The sequence below is a fragment of the Spirosoma sp. 209 genome (genome assembly GCF_002006735.1).
Taxonomy (GTDB): domain Bacteria; phylum Bacteroidota; class Bacteroidia; order Cytophagales; family Spirosomataceae; genus Spirosoma; species Spirosoma sordidisoli.
On record NZ_MVEC01000002.1, the window covers coordinates 302,156 to 318,701 of the forward strand.

General features: G+C 54.6%; 16 protein-coding genes. 4 read left to right on the plus strand and 12 right to left on the minus strand.

Annotation, left to right across the window (positions count from 1 at the left end; all coding sequences use genetic code 11):
* The first annotated feature begins 5 nt into the window (after positions 1 to 5).
* Positions 6 to 914, plus strand: coding sequence for an AraC family transcriptional regulator (locus tag B1C80_RS04435; RefSeq protein ID WP_077919855.1), 909 nt, complete (start codon positions 6 to 8; stop codon positions 912 to 914).
* Between the two features lie 296 nt (positions 915 to 1,210).
* On the opposite strand, the gene B1C80_RS04440 is transcribed toward B1C80_RS04435, so the two are convergent.
* The 6 genes from B1C80_RS04440 to B1C80_RS04465 all read right to left on the minus strand — a co-directional run bounded on the left by B1C80_RS04440 (position 1,211) and on the right by B1C80_RS04465 (position 8,661).
* Positions 1,211 to 2,011 (minus strand): TIGR00730 family Rossman fold protein, encoded by an 801-nt coding sequence (locus tag B1C80_RS04440; protein WP_077920089.1) that lies wholly within the window; start codon positions 2,009 to 2,011, stop codon positions 1,211 to 1,213.
* A 169-nt stretch (positions 2,012 to 2,180) separates the two neighbouring features.
* The gene (locus B1C80_RS04445) at positions 2,181 to 3,392 is read right to left on the minus strand and encodes a pyridoxal phosphate-dependent aminotransferase (RefSeq protein ID WP_077920090.1); all 1,212 of its coding nucleotides are present in this window, start codon (positions 3,390 to 3,392) and stop codon (positions 2,181 to 2,183) included.
* A gap of 161 nt (positions 3,393 to 3,553) precedes the next feature.
* Positions 3,554 to 4,606 carry an MBL fold metallo-hydrolase gene (locus B1C80_RS04450; RefSeq protein WP_077919856.1) on the minus strand — a complete coding sequence of 351 codons (1,053 nt, stop codon included), beginning with the start codon at positions 4,604 to 4,606 and terminating at the stop codon, positions 3,554 to 3,556.
* Positions 4,607 to 4,617: 11 nt separating this feature from the next.
* The gene (locus B1C80_RS04455; protein ID WP_077919857.1) at positions 4,618 to 5,121 is read right to left on the minus strand and encodes a methylated-DNA--[protein]-cysteine S-methyltransferase; all 504 of its coding nucleotides are present in this window, start codon (positions 5,119 to 5,121) and stop codon (positions 4,618 to 4,620) included.
* Entirely contained in the window at positions 5,118 to 7,316 is a 2,199-nt protein-coding gene (locus tag B1C80_RS04460; RefSeq protein ID WP_139361584.1) for a prolyl oligopeptidase family serine peptidase, read from the minus strand. The genes B1C80_RS04455 and B1C80_RS04460 overlap by 4 nt, the downstream gene beginning before the upstream one ends.
* 121 nt (positions 7,317 to 7,437) lie before the next feature.
* Positions 7,438 to 8,661, minus strand: coding sequence for a sorbosone dehydrogenase family protein (locus tag B1C80_RS04465; RefSeq protein ID WP_236648614.1), 1,224 nt, complete (start codon positions 8,659 to 8,661; stop codon positions 7,438 to 7,440).
* A 250-nt stretch (positions 8,662 to 8,911) separates the two neighbouring features.
* On the opposite strand from B1C80_RS04465, the gene epsC reads away from it, so the two are divergent.
* Both epsC and cysK read left to right on the plus strand, forming a co-directional pair.
* A complete protein-coding gene (gene epsC / locus B1C80_RS04470) occupies positions 8,912 to 9,757 on the plus strand; it encodes a serine O-acetyltransferase EpsC (RefSeq protein ID WP_077919860.1) in 846 nt (281 codons plus the stop codon).
* Positions 9,754 to 10,662, plus strand: coding sequence for a cysteine synthase A (cysK, locus tag B1C80_RS04475; RefSeq protein WP_077919861.1), 909 nt, complete (start codon positions 9,754 to 9,756; stop codon positions 10,660 to 10,662). The genes epsC and cysK overlap by 4 nt, the downstream gene beginning before the upstream one ends.
* An 85-nt stretch (positions 10,663 to 10,747) precedes the next feature.
* On the opposite strand, the gene B1C80_RS04480 is transcribed toward cysK, so the two are convergent.
* From B1C80_RS04480 to B1C80_RS04495, 4 genes are all read right to left on the minus strand, one after another.
* On the minus strand, positions 10,748 to 11,602 hold the full coding sequence (locus tag B1C80_RS04480; RefSeq protein ID WP_077919862.1) for an SDR family oxidoreductase: 855 nt from the start codon (positions 11,600 to 11,602) through the stop codon (positions 10,748 to 10,750).
* Positions 11,603 to 11,604: 2 nt separating this feature from the next.
* A complete protein-coding gene (locus B1C80_RS04485) occupies positions 11,605 to 12,198 on the minus strand; it encodes a TetR/AcrR family transcriptional regulator (RefSeq protein WP_077919863.1) in 594 nt (197 codons plus the stop codon).
* Between the two features lie 402 nt (positions 12,199 to 12,600).
* Positions 12,601 to 13,005: a hypothetical protein gene (locus B1C80_RS04490; protein ID WP_077919864.1), complete on the minus strand. Its 405-nt coding sequence runs from the start codon at positions 13,003 to 13,005 to the stop codon at positions 12,601 to 12,603.
* An 84-nt stretch (positions 13,006 to 13,089) separates the two neighbouring features.
* Positions 13,090 to 13,662, minus strand: coding sequence for an NUDIX hydrolase (locus B1C80_RS04495; protein WP_077920091.1), 573 nt, complete (start codon positions 13,660 to 13,662; stop codon positions 13,090 to 13,092).
* A 70-nt stretch (positions 13,663 to 13,732) separates the two neighbouring features.
* Here B1C80_RS04495 and B1C80_RS04500 point away from each other — a divergent pair, with 70 nt between their 5' ends.
* Positions 13,733 to 14,632, plus strand: coding sequence for a DUF2911 domain-containing protein (locus tag B1C80_RS04500; RefSeq protein ID WP_077919865.1), 900 nt, complete (start codon positions 13,733 to 13,735; stop codon positions 14,630 to 14,632).
* Positions 14,633 to 14,703: 71 nt separating this feature from the next.
* On the opposite strand, the gene B1C80_RS04505 is transcribed toward B1C80_RS04500, so the two are convergent.
* Positions 14,704 to 16,401, minus strand: coding sequence for a sodium:solute symporter (locus tag B1C80_RS04505; protein WP_077919866.1), 1,698 nt, complete (start codon positions 16,399 to 16,401; stop codon positions 14,704 to 14,706).
* Positions 16,398 to 16,523 carry a hypothetical protein gene (locus tag B1C80_RS28860; RefSeq protein WP_255376557.1) on the minus strand — a complete coding sequence of 42 codons (126 nt, stop codon included), beginning with the start codon at positions 16,521 to 16,523 and terminating at the stop codon, positions 16,398 to 16,400. Before B1C80_RS28860 ends, B1C80_RS04505 begins: the two co-directional genes overlap by 4 nt.
* Between the last annotated feature and the right edge of the window lie 23 nt (positions 16,524 to 16,546).

Genomic DNA, 16,546 nt, shown 5'->3' on the forward strand with positions numbered 1-16,546 from the left:
ACCTTATGGCAGCATCGAACCTGGTCCGAATCGAATCCATCTCACAAATACACCGGATAATGGGGCTGCCCAAGCCCCACCACCCTCTCATCGGCATCATCGATCTGAAAGACCTGAAAGCCGACCCGGGTATCCATGCCGTTATTTTTGACTTATATGTGGTTTCGCTGAAACGCGGTTGCGACAAACTTATGTATGGCCAGCAGAAATATGATTTCGATGAGGGATTGATGGCTTTCCTGGCCCCCGGCCAGATTCTACGAGGGGAAGAGAACGGAGTACCCCATCAGCTCGAAGGCTGGATGCTGTTCATTCACCCCGACTTTTTGTGGAATACCTCCCTATCCAGAAAAATAAAACAGTACGACTTTTTCGGCTACTCTACCCATGAAGCGCTGTTTCTGTCCGATAAAGAGGAAACAATTATTGATGGCATAATCGACATTATCAGACAGGAGTACCAGGCCAATCTGGACAAGTTTAGTCAGGACGTCATGATTGCTCACCTGGAGGTACTGTTTACCTACGCCCAACGGTTTTACGAACGCCAGTTTATTACTCGCAAAATTACTAACAGTAAGCTGTTAGAACGGGTAGATGATATGCTAACGGATTACTTCAGGGGTGATGACTTGATGCAAAAAGGCCTGCCTACAGTCCAACAGATTGCCGAAACGCTACATGTATCGACCAAATACCTGAGCAGTCTGTTGAAGCAGCTGACCGGGCAAACTACGCAGCAACTCATCCACGAAAAGCTCATCGAAAGAGCGAAAGAACGGCTCTCGACGACGGAGTTGTCGGTAAGTGAAATTGCGTATGAGTTAGGGTTTGAGCATTCTCAATCGTTTAGTAAGCTGTTCAAAGCTAAGACAAACCAGAGCCCACTGTCGTTCAGGGCGTCGTTCAACTGACCGATAAAAGCGCTGCTGGGCAATAAGACGCTGCTCTCGCGTTCTGCGGGTGTCGCATGTATCGAGCCATCCGGAAAATTGCCAAAGCCCATACTGCACAATTCCTGAACGGAAACTTATACTCCCTTGACCCAGCAAGTCCACCGAGCGAAATGACTAGTGGGCTACCAAACGGGATCATGCCAACGTTGGTGTTTTAAAACAACAAAGCGATGCCAGTGCAGACTGACATCGCTTTCTATACTATAGCCTAATGGTGGCTTGACACCTGGGATGACCCAAGCGTACCCACCGGCCTAGAAGTTCGGCTTCAGCAGGTATTTGCTGTAGAACTCGTCAATAACCCTCACGGCGTCGGTTGGCGTGTCAACAATGCTGATCAGCTTCATATCTTCCGGATTGATATTGTGCTCCTGTTCGAGCATTACCTGGGTGATCCAGTCGATGAGTCCCTGCCAGTAGGCCCGTCCAACCAGTACAATGGGGAACCGGGCAATTTTACGGGTCTGAATCAGCGTCAGCGCTTCAAACAGTTCGTCGAGCGTACCCATACCGCCGGGCATGACCACAAAACCCTGCGCGTATTTGACAAACATCACTTTCCGAACAAAGAAGAAATCGAAATTGATGCTTTTGTCGGGATCGATGTAGATGTTGCTATGCTGCTCGAAGGGAAGTTTGATGTTTAGTCCTACCGACTTACCACCCTGCTCATAGGCGCCTTTATTACCGGCTTCCATGATGCCGGGGCCGCCACCCGTAATCACACCATACCCGTGGCGAACCAGCTTGGCTGCGATCTCCTCGGTCATTTTGTAATAGGGATTGTCGGGCTGGGTCCGAGCCGATCCGAAGATAGACACGCATGGGCCAATTTTTGCCAGCTTATCGAAGCCTTCAACAAACTCGGCCATCACTTTAAATATCACCCACGAATCGGCGGTCTTGATTTCGTTCCAGTTATGATCCTGAAACGCTTCTTTGATTCGCTGTTCGTCGGGGGTCAGGAGTAACTCATCGCGTTTGGGTAAATCCTGGGCAATTCGTTCGGTGCTCTGCGTTTCAGAGCGTTGTACGTTTTCTTTTGTAGCTTCCATTTCATTCATTAAAAAAGGCAGTGGGCGCGAAGGGCGTACGCACTGATCAGTAAACGATCCTCCCTGCCGCGTATAGTCGGGCACGGTTAGCCATACCAGCCGACTTTTTCGCGGGGGGAATACGATAACGTTGAAATGAAGAAAAACGTTTATGAACACCCGGCAAGAGTTAGCGCCGGTGACTTTCCAGGAACGCTTCGATGCGATCGAGGGCGGTGTTGAGTTCATCGACCGTTGGCAGACACACGATCCGGAAGTGGTCTTTGGTCGTGTAGTTGAAGCCGCTACCGGCCACCACCAGTACCTTTTGTTCGATGAGCAGGTTTAGCACGAAGTCATCGTCGTCGGCAAAGGTGAACTGGCTCAGATCCAGTTTGGGGAAGATATAAAGGGCGCCTTTGGGTTTCACGCACGACACCCCCGGAATAGCGATCATCCGTTCGTAGGCCAGCATCATCTGCTTGTGTAGCCGCCCGGCTGGTACGACCAGATCGTTGATACTCTGGTAGCCGCCCAGCGCGGTCTGAATAGCGTACTGGGTCGGTACGTTGGCGCAGAGCCGCATACTGGCCAGCAGCGTTAATCCTTCAATGTAGGACTTGGCCCGGTGACGCGCTCCGCTCAGGATGAGCCATCCGCCCCGAAAGCCCGCAGACCGGTAGTTCTTCGACAGGCCGCCCATGGTGATACACAACGTGTCGTGTACCATTTTGGCGATGGGAAAATGCTGAGCTCCGTCGTACAGAATACGGTCATAAATCTCGTCCGAAAAGACGATTAGTTTATGCCGTTCGGCAATGCGGGCAATGCCTTCGAGCACCGACCGGTCGTATACGGCCCCGGTCGGATTGTTGGGATTGATGACAACTACCGCTCGGGTACGAGGGGTTATCTTTTGCTCCAGATCGGCCAGATCCGGATTCCAGCCGGCCGCTTCGTCACAAACGTAATGAACCGGCTTTCCTCCGCAGAACGCGACCGAGGCAGTCCAGAGCGGATAATCGGGCGATGGAATCAGCACTTCGTCACCTTCGTTGAGCAGGGCCTGCATGGCCAGCATAATCAGCTCACTGACGCCGTTTCCGATATAGATGTCGTTGATGGTAATACCGGGCAAGCCGATGTTCTGCGTGTGGTGCATGACGGCTTTACGGGCCGAGAACAACCCCCGCGAGTCGGCGTAGCCCTGCGCGTTCCGAATGTTCAGGATGATATCGTGAACAATCTCATCGGGCGCATCGAAGCCAAAAACAGCCGGATTGCCAATATTGAGGCTGATAATTTTGTACCCCTGACTTTCGAGTTCAAGTGCCTTTTCGTATACGGGCCCTCTGATGTCGTATTTGAGTTGTTCGAGACGCTGGCTTTTCAGTATATCCATACCGGGTACATCCATACTGGCTTTTTCCGTGCCGGGAGCATCGGTGGTGGGCCTATCAATCTGCACTGATTCCATGCGGCAAAAGTACACAATATCAATGCCGTTTTGCTATTCGTCTTCCAGTAATGTACTTAGCGATCTCTTCTATGAACCTGGCTCATTCACTTTTTAATTGTAATGGGTCGGCCTTCCTGGGGGGCTATGAATCGGTCCTGCACGATACCCTGTTCCGCGAGGGCCTTGCGCAGATCGTCTACGGGCTCCGTTAGGCCATCGTCGCCCTGCTGAAAAGTTCCGAAATGAATACCGACTGCCCGGGGCGCCTTTACATCCATGAAAGCGCGCACGGCTCCGGCGGGTGACACATGCACCGGCGCCATGAACCACTCTGGCCGGTAAGAACCGATAGGTAACAGCGCCAGCCTGATAGGCCCGGTTGGGCTGCGGGCCGCCTGTTCGGCAATGCGTTTGAAATGGGGGCCATACCCACTATCTCCACAGAAGTAGGTCGTACCGAAGCTCGTGTGCAGCAGATACCCGGCCCATAAGGTGCGATCCCGGTCACCCAAACCCCGATTGCTGAAGTGCTGAGCGGGTGTACAGGTCAACTCAAGACCAGGCCTGATCCGCAGGGTATCGTTCCAGTCGAGTTCTCGGGCTACCCGCCCCCCGGCCCGGCGCGGCAGATAGCCAACGCCCAGCGGCACCACGAAGAGCGGATTGTGGGCCCGGACCAGCCGGCGCAGCGTGGGTAAATCGAGATGGTCGTAATGCAAATGGCTGAGCAAAACCACATCGATGGGTGGCAAATCCTCAAACCGTATTCCCGGCGGTCGTCGGCGCCTGACACCCAGCCAGTTCGTCGGGCCCACGCGTTCTGACCAGACCGGATCGGTCAGGATGTTTAGTCCGCCCGTTTGCAGCAAAAAAGTAGAATGATTCACAAACGTCAGCACCAGACTGTCGCCCTCGATGCGCCGGGCCGGTGGCGCCCCCACGTAGGCGTTCGGCTGCTCAGCCCATGGTCCTTTGTCGCGATGCAGCAGCCATTTCAACAACCCACCTCCCTCGCGGGCAGGCATGTCGGGGTTGACGAACCGCTTACCGGTAAAATGATCCGTCACCGGGCCCCGGTAGCGCGGAGCACAGGAGCCCGTTGCCAGACAACCAATAAACAACAGCAAACGCCATAACGGCAGGTGGGTATATGTCATGATGAGTTTAGTCAGAACAGCGATAACTGGCCCGGTGGGTTAGTTGGTTTAACCGGCCAGGTGCCCTCATGTTCAAGGAGCCACTGTTTGCGCCACAAACCACCCGCATAACCGGTCAATGACCCATTTGAGCCGATCACCCGATGACACGGAATTACGATAGCTATTGGATTTCGGCCGTTGGCAGCCGCCACCGCCCGAATGGCCTTTTCGTCGCCGATTCGTCGGGTCAGGGTCAGGTACGAGCAGGTCGTTCCAAACGGGATGTCGAGCAGCGCCCGCCAGACGGTTTGCTGAAAAGCAGTCCCTACCGGATTGAGCCGAAAACTGAATGTCTGCCCACTGCCGGCAAAATAAGCCTGTAACTGCTCGACAGCCTGCCGAACTGGTTCGGGGGTATCGGGCGTCAGTCCTGGCCCAGGCAACACATCAATACAGGTAATGGCCGAAACGCCCTCGGCCGTACCCATCACCTGAACCAGTCCGATGGGCGATTCAAATACAGTAGAGATCATTTTTCAGTGGCGACACCTTTGTCGGGTTGACGAAGCAGGTATTTATTGAAGAAAGCATCCAGCGCGTTATACGTCCGAAGCCAGTTTTTGTGAAGAAGTAAACTATGGACATCGTCAGGAAAGATAAGCACCTCAGTTGGCACCTGACGCTCCCGTAGCTTCTGCACCAGATCGACCGTTTCATTGAAGCTCACGTTTCGATCATCATCGCCATGCACGAACAGGCAGGGCGATCGCCACTGACTCAAATCCGCGTTGGGCGACGAAGCCAGGGCTTCTTTCATCTGGTCGGGCCCGATGCCCCACTCGCCCCCGGGCGTGAAATGGTTTCCCCGCCAAGACCAGTCATGAACGCCGTGCAGATCGACCCCGGCCGCAAACCGATCCGAGTTACGGGCTAGCCCGAGTGCGGTAAGATAACCACCGTAGGAGCCGCCCCACAAGCCTATTCGGGCCGCGTCGACATCGGAACGGCTTTTCAGGTAGTCGGCCGCAGCCAGCACATCCTGGTATTCGGAGGCTCCCCGGGGGCCCTGTCGCTCGGCCCGGCGAAACGTCCGCCCGTACCCGATACCCGCCCGGTAGTTTACCGACAGCACCACGTACCCCTGCGAGGCCAGATACTGATTGATGGCGTAGGCATTGGCGTAGTAGGTACCCCGGTAATGCCAGCCAAGCAACATTTGCCGCATCGGTCCGCCATGCATGAAAATAAGCGCCGGTTTACGACTCCCAGCCGACGTTACCCCAGTCGGCAGGAACAGCTGACCGTGTACAACCACCCCGTCGGCCGCTGTCATCACCACCTGTTGGGGTTCAACCAGGGCGCCCTGCGGAAAGCGAGCGGGTAATGAGCTTGGATACCGAATCGGCTCCAGCGACTGGCTCAGGCTGCGCATCTCGATGCCCGTTGGTCGGTTATAAGCAGCCGACCGGCAGACCAGCCAGTTGCCAACGAGCGTCGGGTCGGTTTCGATGCCTTTCCCCTTCGTAACAGATACCGGCTTTGGGTTCTTTTCGGTCAGAGACACCCGCCATACATGCCGCCGGTCGCGGTCGAGCGGATCGTTCTCGGGGTTGTTGCTGCTGAAGTACAGCGTCTGACCGTCGGGCGAAACAACCGTTTCTTCGGCTTCGTAAGGTCCGGGGGTGCGATCCACGGGCTTATAGCCCCCTTCCGGCGAGAGCGAATATAGGTGCATCCAGTCCTCATGTTCGGAGAAAAAAAGCAGCTGATTCGCTACCGTCCACCGAAGGGGCTCGGCGGGATAATACTGCGCAAAACCTCCATCGTCGGCCGGGGAGTGCCAGAGTTGACGACCTTCGCCGGTTTTCACGTCAGCCGTCCAGATCGCAAACCGGTTTCCGCCCTGTACGTTCTCCAGCTCGCCATGACGCAGCCCGGGCACGCGAATAAATGCCACCCGTTTTCCGTCGGGCGACCAGACGGGTGCAGCATCCCGGTCAACGCCCGGCGCCAGCCACGATATCGTTTTCTGCGCAAGGTCGTATACACCAATAAACGAATGGTAGCCTCGATCACTCACGAACAACACCCGGGTTCCGTCGGGCGACCAGCTGAAACTCCCCAGGCTGCCACGGGATGTAAATAGTTTACTGACGGCCGGAGCCGCTGTTACAGACCCGCCGGCCGATTGGGCGGTCAGGCTGGCTACCACAGGCTGGCCTGCCTGGCTAAACAACAGCCGACCGCCATCGGGCGAAAACGACGGATGGTTACCCAATCCGATTTTGCGGGCGGTACTGCTACCGTCGGTCGGCACGAGGTAGACAGCCTGCTCGGTGCCGGCCGGATCACTGACAGGGTTGGGGTTCTCGCCCTTTGCGTTTTTGCTCCCCCCTCGTACATAGGCCAGGTAACGGCCGTCGGGCGAGAAGCGCAGTTCGCCCAGCTCCTGCCCATCGTCAACGGTCTGGCGAGTAAGCTGGATCAGTTTACCCGGTTGGGTCGGCTGCGCACGCGGAACGTTGCCGGATGCCTCGAGAAACTCATATACGCAGATATTCCGGACACCCTCGGTCGTGACAACCCAGGCCACCCGGTTGCGGCCGGCGGTCAGGTTGGCGCAGTAGGGAGCAGATACTACCTGTTCAATTGAATAGGGGGTGGCTGGCTGGGCCCAGGTGGTTACAGCGCAGCCGATCAGCAGCAAAAGCAGAAGAAATCGCATCATCGATATCCGGGTATACAGTCCCAAGATAACGATTTTAGGCTGACTGACCCGCACAAAAAACGGGTTCGGGAGCTATACTGGACCGTATAACTCCCGAACCCGCTCGATCACTGGTTGTTGCTTATTTACCAGCCGATAATTTCAGGATACGCCCGTCGTAGTCGCACAGGTACATCTCTTTGTTCTTGTCTTCACCAAAAGCCGAAATCAGCCCCGCCCGCGCTACAATTTCCTGATTGCTGACGGCTTTTGTTCCATTGGATGTCAGCGCCCAGACCCGGCCGCTGGCGTAATCAGCGTACACATATTTGTTACGAAGCGCCGGCGCAGCCTGGCCACGGTAGACAAGCCCACCGGTTACTGAGATATCGCCGTTTTTGTGATCGTACTGCCAGATAGGGCCAACAAAGTCAGCCGCCTGATTATCCCTGGCGTTGTAATCGGAGTTTCCTTCTTTCACGCGCCAGCCGTAGTTGCCTCCTTTGGTCACGATGTCAATTTCTTCGATGGCATTTTGGCCGACATCACCCGCCCACAGCTGACCTTTGTCGTCAAAGCTAATCCGCCAGGGGTTACGCAGGCCGTAGGCAAAAATTTCCTCCCGATAGTTGTTGCTGTTTCCCTTGTATGGATTGTCGGCCGGAATGCCGTACTGACCTTTCTCCGTGCTGTTCACATCGATCCTGAGAATTTTACCCAACAGGGTGCTGCGGCTCTGCCCGTTGTTCTGGGGATCGCCCCCGCTACCGCCATCGCCCGTAGAAATATACAGGTACCCGTCGGGGCCGAATACCAGTTTGCCACCGTTGTGGTTCGAGTAAGGCTGGCTGAATTTTAACAGGACGACTTCCGAGCTTGCTTCGGCGGTCGAAGCGGTTGGTGAAGCTGCTTTGAACCGGCTGATAACCGTTTCACGCGGGTTGTTTTTGGTGTAGTTGACATAGAAATAGCCGTTCTCTTTGAATTTGGGATGGAAAGCCAGGCCCAGCAGTCCCATTTCCCCTCCGTAGGCAACCCGGCTCCGAATATCGAGGTATGTACTAGCCGACGATGCATCAGCGTTGTTGTCGAAAACCCGAATCTGCCCGGCCTGCTCGACCACAAACACCCGGTTCGTTCCGTCATCGGCATAGGTGTATTCGACTGGCGCTTCGAATTTGAGTTTCGGGTACGCGTTGACCAGCGTCAGGCCTGCCAGCTCGGATGAACCGGGGGCCGTAACGGCTGAGTCGGGACTCATCGTTTCGGCACCTCCCGTACGCTGGCAGGCCATTGACAGCAGCCAGGAAAACCCCGACGTGGCCACCAGCGATACAAGAAATGTAGTTATAGCTTTACTTATCATGGCGATTTGTTCCATCTGTTCAGTTGTTTTTAATACAAATCAGGTTCCAGAAGCCGCGGCAGAACTTTGCGGCCCGCATTTTGTTTGAAAATCAACGAATGTCCCTGTGAAGCAGGCCGTCCTATGCACATAAACGAACCGACAGCTTGTGTAGTGTCTCCACAATACGGGGCAAAATCACCACTCTATTCCCGCTGACAATCAAGCATTCTCTTCTTTCTACTCGTACATTCGCGTTAACTATTCTGTTATGACCACTGCCACAAACGCCTTTCTTGACCATCTGCTGGTTCAGCGGGCGCAGTACCGGTACAAGCTTCCCTCCCGCCCCGATGCCGGCCGCTTTATCGACCAGCTGATGCGACTCCTTTTTCCTGTTACGCAGGACTGCCAGTCGGTGTCGCAGCATGTGGAGGAAACCTATCAGAAACTAAACCAGCAGCTGGTCTGTCTACTTAGTCCTTTACAGAATACCCTGCCCGAAGGCGCCGACAGCATTGCCGAGAAATTCTTTGATCAGTTACCGGCTATTTACGACCGGCTGCTGCTCGACGCCCATGCCATCACGGATAACGATCCGGCCGCTATTGGACTCGAAGAGGTAATTGCGGTGTATCCTGGCTTCTACGCCATTGCCGTTTACCGGATTGCGCACGAACTGCTTCGGCTCAACGTACCGCTGCTGCCCCGTATGCTCACGGAATACGCCCACGGACAAACCGGTATCGACATTCACCCCGGCGCTCAGATTGGTCGCGCCTTTTTCATCGATCATGGTACCGGCGTTGTGATCGGCGAAACGACGATTATTGGCGACAACGTCAAGATCTACCAGGGCGTCACGCTCGGAGCCACCCACGTCGCTAAATCGATGGCGCAGAAAAAGCGGCACCCGACAATCGAGAACAACGTAGTCATTTACGCCAACGCGACCATCCTGGGTGGGCATACCGTCGTTGGTCACGATTCAGTCATTGGCGGCAACGTCTGGCTGACCGACAGCGTAGAAGCGCATTCGCTGGTTTATCACCAGCACCAGACCGAAGTACGATTGAAGTCGCTCGAATCGGCTGAACCCATAAACTTTGTCATATGAAGGCTACCTCCATTCTCGACACGATTGGTAATACTCCCCACGTACGACTGAACCGGCTCTACCCCGGCTACGACGTCTGGATGAAACTGGAACGGGCCAATCCCGGCGCCAGCATCAAGGACCGCATTGCGCTGGCCATGATTGACGATGCCGAGTCTAAAGGCATTCTGACCTCCGACAGTACAATTATTGAACCCACCTCGGGCAATACCGGTATTGGCCTGGCCATGGTGGCTGCGGTAAAAGGATACAAGCTGATCCTGGTCATGCCTGAGTCGATGAGTATCGAGCGTCGGCGTATCATGGCAGCCTATGGGGCCACTTTTGATCTGACTCCGCGTGAGAAGGGTATGAAAGGGGCCATTGAACGGGCGCATGAGCTGGTAAGTCAGACGCCGGGCGCGTGGATGCCTCAGCAATTCGAGAATCCGGCCAATATTGAGATACATCGGCAAACCACGGCGCAGGAAATCCTGGCCGATTTTCCGGAAGGCTTCGATGCGCTGATTACCGGCGTGGGTACGGGCGGACACATTACCGGCGTTGCCGAGGTGCTGAAAGAATCGTTTCCTGCCCTTAAAGTGTTTGCGGTCGAACCCGCCCTCTCGCCGGTCATCAGCGGAGGAGCGCCGGGTCCGCACCCCATTCAGGGTATTGGCGCCGGCTTCGTACCGCAGAACCTGCACACCAACCTGCTCGACGGGTCCATTGCAGTCAGTAAAGAAGATGCTTTTGCCTGGGCGCAGCGAGCGGCCCGCGAAGAAGGTATCTTTATCGGGATATCGTCGGGCGCTTCGCTGGCGGCCATCGCCCAAAAGCTGCCGGAACTACCCGCTGGCAGCCGCATCCTCACGTTCTGCTACGATACCGGCGAACGGTATCTGTCGATCGAAGGGTTATACTGATCTGGTTAAGAAGAACGGGGCGGTTAAAACCGACTACCAGGCCTGGTGTTAACCGCCCTTCTATTGGCCAGCTGCTGGATTCGTTTTACTGGTCGGCCGCAAACTGGTCGATGGTCGTTTGGGGTTTCCCCAGATCAGCCCAGGTTTTTTCTGCCTCGAACTGTTCGGGGTAGCTGTTCAGTGCTTCGCCAATGTGCCAGCCGTAGTTGGCCTGGGTCGAGAAAGCGCTTCCCATTTTCAGGAAAAACAACGGGCTCGTCAGCACCCTTACTGGGCTGGCCGTATACGCCCGTGTAAACCGTTCAGCAGCCTCATGCTGCGTAAGGGCCTCGGGTCCCTGGATAACGTATTCCTGGTTATCTGAGGCCTGTTTCAACGCCCGCGCTACCTGTTTGCCATAGTCATGGGCAGAAATATACCACGGCCGAACCGGCGAGCGGCCCAGGACAAGAATAAACCGACCCATACGCTGTACCGTATTGATCGATTCCATAAAACAGGATGGGTAGAATATACTATACCGAAGCCCCGAGTCTTTGATGAGCCGAACGGCTTCGTGCTTCACCTCGAATACCCACCAGCGGAATCCGTTCATACCCTGGTAGCGCATCACCAGCGATGACAGGTACGCAATACGCGTCACCCCGGCCTGCCTGGCCGCGGTCAGCAGGTTTCGCAGGCCATCGGTCTCGGTATGGAAGTCGGTTCGTTTCTCGGTTTGCCTGACGGATAAACTGAGGTAAACCGTATCCACACCCTGTAAAGCCTGCAACAGGCTGTCTGGATTGCGCAGATCGCCGGGCACCACCTCTACATGCGGAAACAAGCCCTTGGCCTCCGCAACATTACGGGCAATGATACGAACCGCGTTGCCGGCCCAGATCAGTTGATGCGCAACGGGCTGGCCAAGCATGCCGGTAGCGCCGATAATCGCCAGCATGACTACTTAAGCCCACGAACAAACCGACGCATCGTTTCCCGGTACACCTGCGCCGACATTTCGATCGACTGTTCGTCTTTAAGCATCATAGCCATCGAGATCAATCCGTGCGAAATGGACCACCATTCAAAGAAAAGTCGACGGATGCTTTCTTTGGACTTGGGAATAAAGGAGCAAATAATTTCCGACACCTTGTCTGAAACAGCCTGCACGATGTCGGACTGGTAAACGGGCATCGAGCAATAGGCTCCCTCCAGGCTGTACATGACCTGATAGATCTCAGGCTGCTGCTGGGCAAAATCCCACTGAATGAGTGATATTTCGTATAAGCGTTTCTCGGGGTCGCGGTATAATTTCAGAATGCGGTCGTACTCCTGGTAGAGATAGCTGAACCCTTCATTTCGAATCTCATTCAGCAGTACGTCTTTGCTGTCGAAATACTCGTAAACAATGGGTGCGCTGTATTCAATAGCATCGGCAATTTTTCGGATCGAAACCGCCTGCCATCCTTCCCGGCGGGCAATGGTTTTGGCCGTTACCATGATACCCGAACGCGTTTGCTCGCGAGAGCGCGGCTTTCTCTCAATGGTTTCCATATAGGTAGTTATAGGTAGTTAGTTAACGGTGTTAAATCACCTGAAAACTACGCATTAGTCCTGGTTTACTCTAACGTACACGTTGCTTAGTCATAAAAATGTTTTACATATGATAACCCAATTCCGAATAACTCACTAACTATCAGACCTTTACTTCATTTTTAATGTAAATTAAAAGTCAGCTAATAATACCATCATTAGCACTTAATAAGCTCACTATCACGACACAAGGCCTGATCTGGAGCAATCTTTACCTGCCCATTGACCACAATCTGTTGTTTACCAACCTCAACCGGAACACAACTTATTCATTCCGATCGGCCAGGCAGACAATCTGGCTGTAAACGGGCATAAAAAAAGGCCAGTCCCTGTGGAACTGGCCTGTCTGAGAGCGTACACGTATTAGTTACCCGTACCCGACGCGCTCGTTGTATCAGCGTTTTTACGCGACTTGCGCGCAATGCCCGTACCCGATGAGTTGGTCACCGTAGAAGGACGCTGCATCTTATAATTCCGATCAGCCACATCGGTCGAGGGGGTGTGTTCAACCGTCACGCCACCTACTGGCTGCTGGGCAGGCACCTGCCGCTTGTAGTTGGCCAGATTAGCGTCGGTCGGTGCAGGTTGCTCAACCGCTACACCTGTGTTTTTTTCCCAGCTCCGGGCGGTAGCCGCTTTGTTGGCATGCTTGTAATTACCCGTCGAATAGGTTGGATCTTTACGCAGCTTGCGGTCGTCCTGCGCTGACGATTGGACAGCAGTAGCCAGTAAAGCTACGCCAACCAAGGCTATGTGTGCGAATTTCATTGACGTTCTGTGGTTTTGTTGTAAGGCAAATGTATAAATACCTACCTAACAAAAAAACCAGCAAAACACCAACTATGTTCTTCGTTAAAGCCAATTTTTTCGAAGCATTCTGAAAATTGAGGCATCTTTAGTCAATGATTCTGCTTTTTCCAGGCTAAACCATTGAATATCCTTCGTTTCGTGATTTGCCCGGAATGCTTCTTCCGGGTCTGCTTCAACCAAAAAACGAATGTCATAATGAAGATGTTCGGGAACGTCGCCCCGGGCCGGGATCGTATGAATATCGACGTCGAAAATAGCCGGCGATCCGTCTGCGTGCCCGACCAGTTTCAGGTTATTGAGCCCCGTTTCTTCCTGAGCCTCCCGCAGCGCTACAGCGGCTACATCCGGATCACCATCGGCATGTCCACCCGGCTGTAGCCAGCGGTCGAGTTTTCGGTGGTGAATCAACACCACACGGCTAATGGCTGGCTGGCCCTGGCCTGCTTTTTGCTCGACCACCCAGGCAGAGCCTGTTATATGGCCATCAGGCAGTGAACGCTCGAAACAGGCTGGATTCTTTTCTACAAAATCGATTGTTCTGGCAGTCATTGTCTGTTCTTCCGGATCGGCCGGCCGGTATTGCCGGAGCAGGTTCAGGAGCGGCTCTCTGTGCATGATGGTATTGGCTTTTGTGCCCAAAAAGCCGCAATTTCGCCCCTAGTTTTCTAAAACATACTACATAACCATGCGTAAACTCGTACTAAGTGGCATCACACTGGGCCTGGCTGCTCAGCTGGCTACAGCCCAGATCAAACTCCCCTCCCCCAGCCCTGGTGCTACAGTCATACAAACGATTGGCGTTACTGACCTGACCGTTAAATACTCCCGCCCCAGCCTGAAAGGACGTACCCCCTTCACGGAGGCTTTCGTGCCCAGCGGCAAGGTTTGGCGTACTGGTGCCAACCAGGCAACAGCCTTCACGACCTCGACTGACCTGATGGTGAATGGCCAGACGTTGCCCGCCGGTACCTATGCTATCCTGTCGATCCCGGCTTCTGACGACTGGACCCTGATTTTCAGCAAAGACCTAAGCGTTACCGAGCAGTCGTATAAGCAGGACCAGGATGCGCTGCGTGTGTCCATTAAGTCGTCAGCCACTGCGGAGCCTACCGAGACCTTCACGATTAATTTCAGCGACCTGACCGACAGCACGGCGTCCATGAATTTCATGTGGGCCAACAGAAAGGCGAAGGCCGATCTGGCCGTTAACACCAGTGCCAATGCCGCAGCCAGCGTTGATAAAGCCGTTGCAGAGAAACCAGATGATGCGGCCGTTCTTCAGGCTGCTGCCAACTACAACCTGAGCAAAGGCCGTAACCTGGACCAGGCAATGACCTGGATCGATAAATCGATTGCGGCCAAGGAAACGTTTCGCAACCTTTATGTGAAATCGCAGCTGCTGGGGAAGATGGGGAAATTTGCCGAAGCCGTCCCGATGGCACAAAAAGCCCTGTCGCTCGGTCAATCGTCCAACGACCCTTCTTTCCCATTCTTTAAGGATGCGATCGAGAAAAGCGTAAGCGAATACACCGCAAAACTGCCGGCCATGCCTGCTCTGAAGGGCAAGGGCAAGAAAAAAGCCTGATTATACAAATAACAGCAAAGGCCCCGGGCTACAGATTTGTAGTTCGGGGCCTTTGCTGTTATTTGGTTTGCCTAGGTGTTCAGCGTTTCCCGGCCGATCAGCTGCTGAATCAGCCAGGCGATTCCAACGACCAGCAGACACCCGATTGCGTTAAGCCATAGAAAGGCGGTAAGGTCATAATACCAGCTCAGCACTACGAACAGCTCGCCGATGATCGCGGCCCAGAACGTAGCCCGTCCCCCGATCGATTTAACGTAAAAGGCGACGATAAATACCCCCAGAATAACCCCGTAAAATAACGACCCCAGGATATTGACGGCTTCGATCATACTGCCCAGTCGGTTGGCAAACTGAGCCACAATGATGCAGAAGATGCCCCAGCCTATGGTGGCCCAGCGCGACGCATTCAGGTAGTGCGCATCGTCGGCCCGGCCGTTCACGAGCCGCTTGTACACATCGACAACCGTCGTTGACGCCAGCGAATTGTAAGCCGCGGCAATAGACCCCATCGACGCGCTGAAAATGACCGCTATCAGCAGGCCAATCAGTCCGTGGGGCAGGTAATCGAGTACGAACCGAAGAAAAACGTAATTCACATCGTTCGTGTCAGCCGCGGGGTTGTTCTTTTCAATCAGTTTGGTTACGTCTGCCTTTACGGTTTTGAGCGCGTCATCGGTCTCTTTTAGTACAGCAACAGCAGCCGTTTCAGCCGGTTCATTGTCGGTACGGATCGCGGCCTGCATGTCCAGCACCGCCTGCTGCCGCTGGGCCGTAAGTTGCTGATGCCGGGTCTCGGCCCGCTGATAGTCACTGGCGTAGGGGCTATCCCGGAGCCGGTCGGTTTCCTGTTTGTTGTGAAAGACCGGCGCCGGATTAAACTGATAAAAAACGAACACCAGCACCCCAACCAGCAGAATCAGGAACTGCATCGGCACTTTCAGCAAGCCGTTCATCAGCAGCCCCAACCGGCTTTGCCCGATCGATTCGCCCGTCAGGTAACGCCCCACCTGCGACTGGTCTGTTCCGAAATACGAAAGCTGGAGAAAGAACCCTCCGATCAGGCCTGACCAGAGGTTATAGCGGCTGTCCGGATCAAATTTAAGATCAATCAGGTTCATCCGGCCCGCTTTTCCGGCTACCTGCAGCGCATCGATGAACCCAATATCGTCGGGGAGGAGCCGCACCGTCAGGAATCCGGCCAGCGCCATGGCGAACGTAACAACAGCCATCTGCTGCAGGTGGGTGTGGGAAATAGCCCGGGTTCCTCCCGTTACCGTGTAGACCAGCACAATGCCCCCCATGATGAGGTTGGTCCAGTAGATATTCCAGCCCAGGATAGTAGACAGGATGATGGCCGGCGCGTAAATGGATAAACCCGTCGACAGGCCACGCTGGAGCAAAAACAGGCCTGCCGTCAGCGTACGGACGCGGGTATCGAACCGCTTCTCCAGGAACTCATAGGCCGTGAATACTTTCAGTTTATGGAAGATGGGGACAAACGTTACCGACAGGACCACCATGGCCAGCGGCAGGCCAAAATAGAACTGAACGAACCGCATCCCGTCCGAGAAGCCCTGTCCCGGCGCAGACAGAAACGTAACGGCGCTGGCCTGAGTCGCCATGACCGACAGCCCCACGTGGTACCACGGCAGCGACTGACCAGCCAGCAGGTAGTCGTCCATACTGCGGCTCCCGCGGCTTTTGACAATACCATAAACGATAATGCCTGCCAGCGTAGCGACGAGCACGCCCCAGTCAACCACGCTCATGACAGCCAGCGCATTAAGACGTAGAACAGGATAATTTCAACCAGCAGACTGCCGATGACAATGGCATACAGCTGGGGCCACGACCGGGCGAAAGGAGGTAAATCGGTAGGATCTTCGGACATGAAACGGCAGGGTTGTCTGACTA

Excerpts from the sequence above, each read along its gene's own strand:
- epsC (WP_077919860.1), top strand. The coding sequence starts at position 8,912 with ATGACCACTGCCACAAACGCCTTTCTTGACCATCTGCTGGTTCAGCGG.
- B1C80_RS04450 (WP_077919856.1), bottom strand. The coding sequence starts at position 4,606 with ATGACATATACCCACCTGCCGTTATGGCGTTTGCTGTTGTTTATTGGT.
- B1C80_RS04495 (WP_077920091.1), bottom strand. The coding sequence starts at position 13,662 with ATGCACAGAGAGCCGCTCCTGAACCTGCTCCGGCAATACCGGCCGGCC.
- B1C80_RS04460 (WP_139361584.1), bottom strand. The coding sequence starts at position 7,316 with ATGATGCGATTTCTTCTGCTTTTGCTGCTGATCGGCTGCGCTGTAACC.
- B1C80_RS04500 (WP_077919865.1), top strand. The coding sequence starts at position 13,733 with ATGCGTAAACTCGTACTAAGTGGCATCACACTGGGCCTGGCTGCTCAG.
- B1C80_RS04455 (WP_077919857.1), bottom strand. The coding sequence starts at position 5,121 with ATGATCTCTACTGTATTTGAATCGCCCATCGGACTGGTTCAGGTGATG.
- B1C80_RS04485 (WP_077919863.1), bottom strand. The coding sequence starts at position 12,198 with ATGGAAACCATTGAGAGAAAGCCGCGCTCTCGCGAGCAAACGCGTTCG.
- B1C80_RS04440 (WP_077920089.1), bottom strand. The coding sequence starts at position 2,011 with ATGGAAGCTACAAAAGAAAACGTACAACGCTCTGAAACGCAGAGCACC.
- B1C80_RS04480 (WP_077919862.1), bottom strand. The coding sequence starts at position 11,602 with ATGCTGGCGATTATCGGCGCTACCGGCATGCTTGGCCAGCCCGTTGCG.
- B1C80_RS04465 (WP_236648614.1), bottom strand. The coding sequence starts at position 8,661 with ATGATAAGTAAAGCTATAACTACATTTCTTGTATCGCTGGTGGCCACG.
- B1C80_RS04490 (WP_077919864.1), bottom strand. The coding sequence starts at position 13,005 with ATGAAATTCGCACACATAGCCTTGGTTGGCGTAGCTTTACTGGCTACT.
- cysK (WP_077919861.1), top strand. The coding sequence starts at position 9,754 with ATGAAGGCTACCTCCATTCTCGACACGATTGGTAATACTCCCCACGTA.
- B1C80_RS28860 (WP_255376557.1), bottom strand. The coding sequence starts at position 16,523 with ATGTCCGAAGATCCTACCGATTTACCTCCTTTCGCCCGGTCGTGGCCC.
- B1C80_RS04445 (WP_077920090.1), bottom strand. The coding sequence starts at position 3,392 with ATGGATATACTGAAAAGCCAGCGTCTCGAACAACTCAAATACGACATC.
- B1C80_RS04505 (WP_077919866.1), bottom strand. The coding sequence starts at position 16,401 with ATGAGCGTGGTTGACTGGGGCGTGCTCGTCGCTACGCTGGCAGGCATT.
- B1C80_RS04435 (WP_077919855.1), top strand. The coding sequence starts at position 6 with ATGGCAGCATCGAACCTGGTCCGAATCGAATCCATCTCACAAATACAC.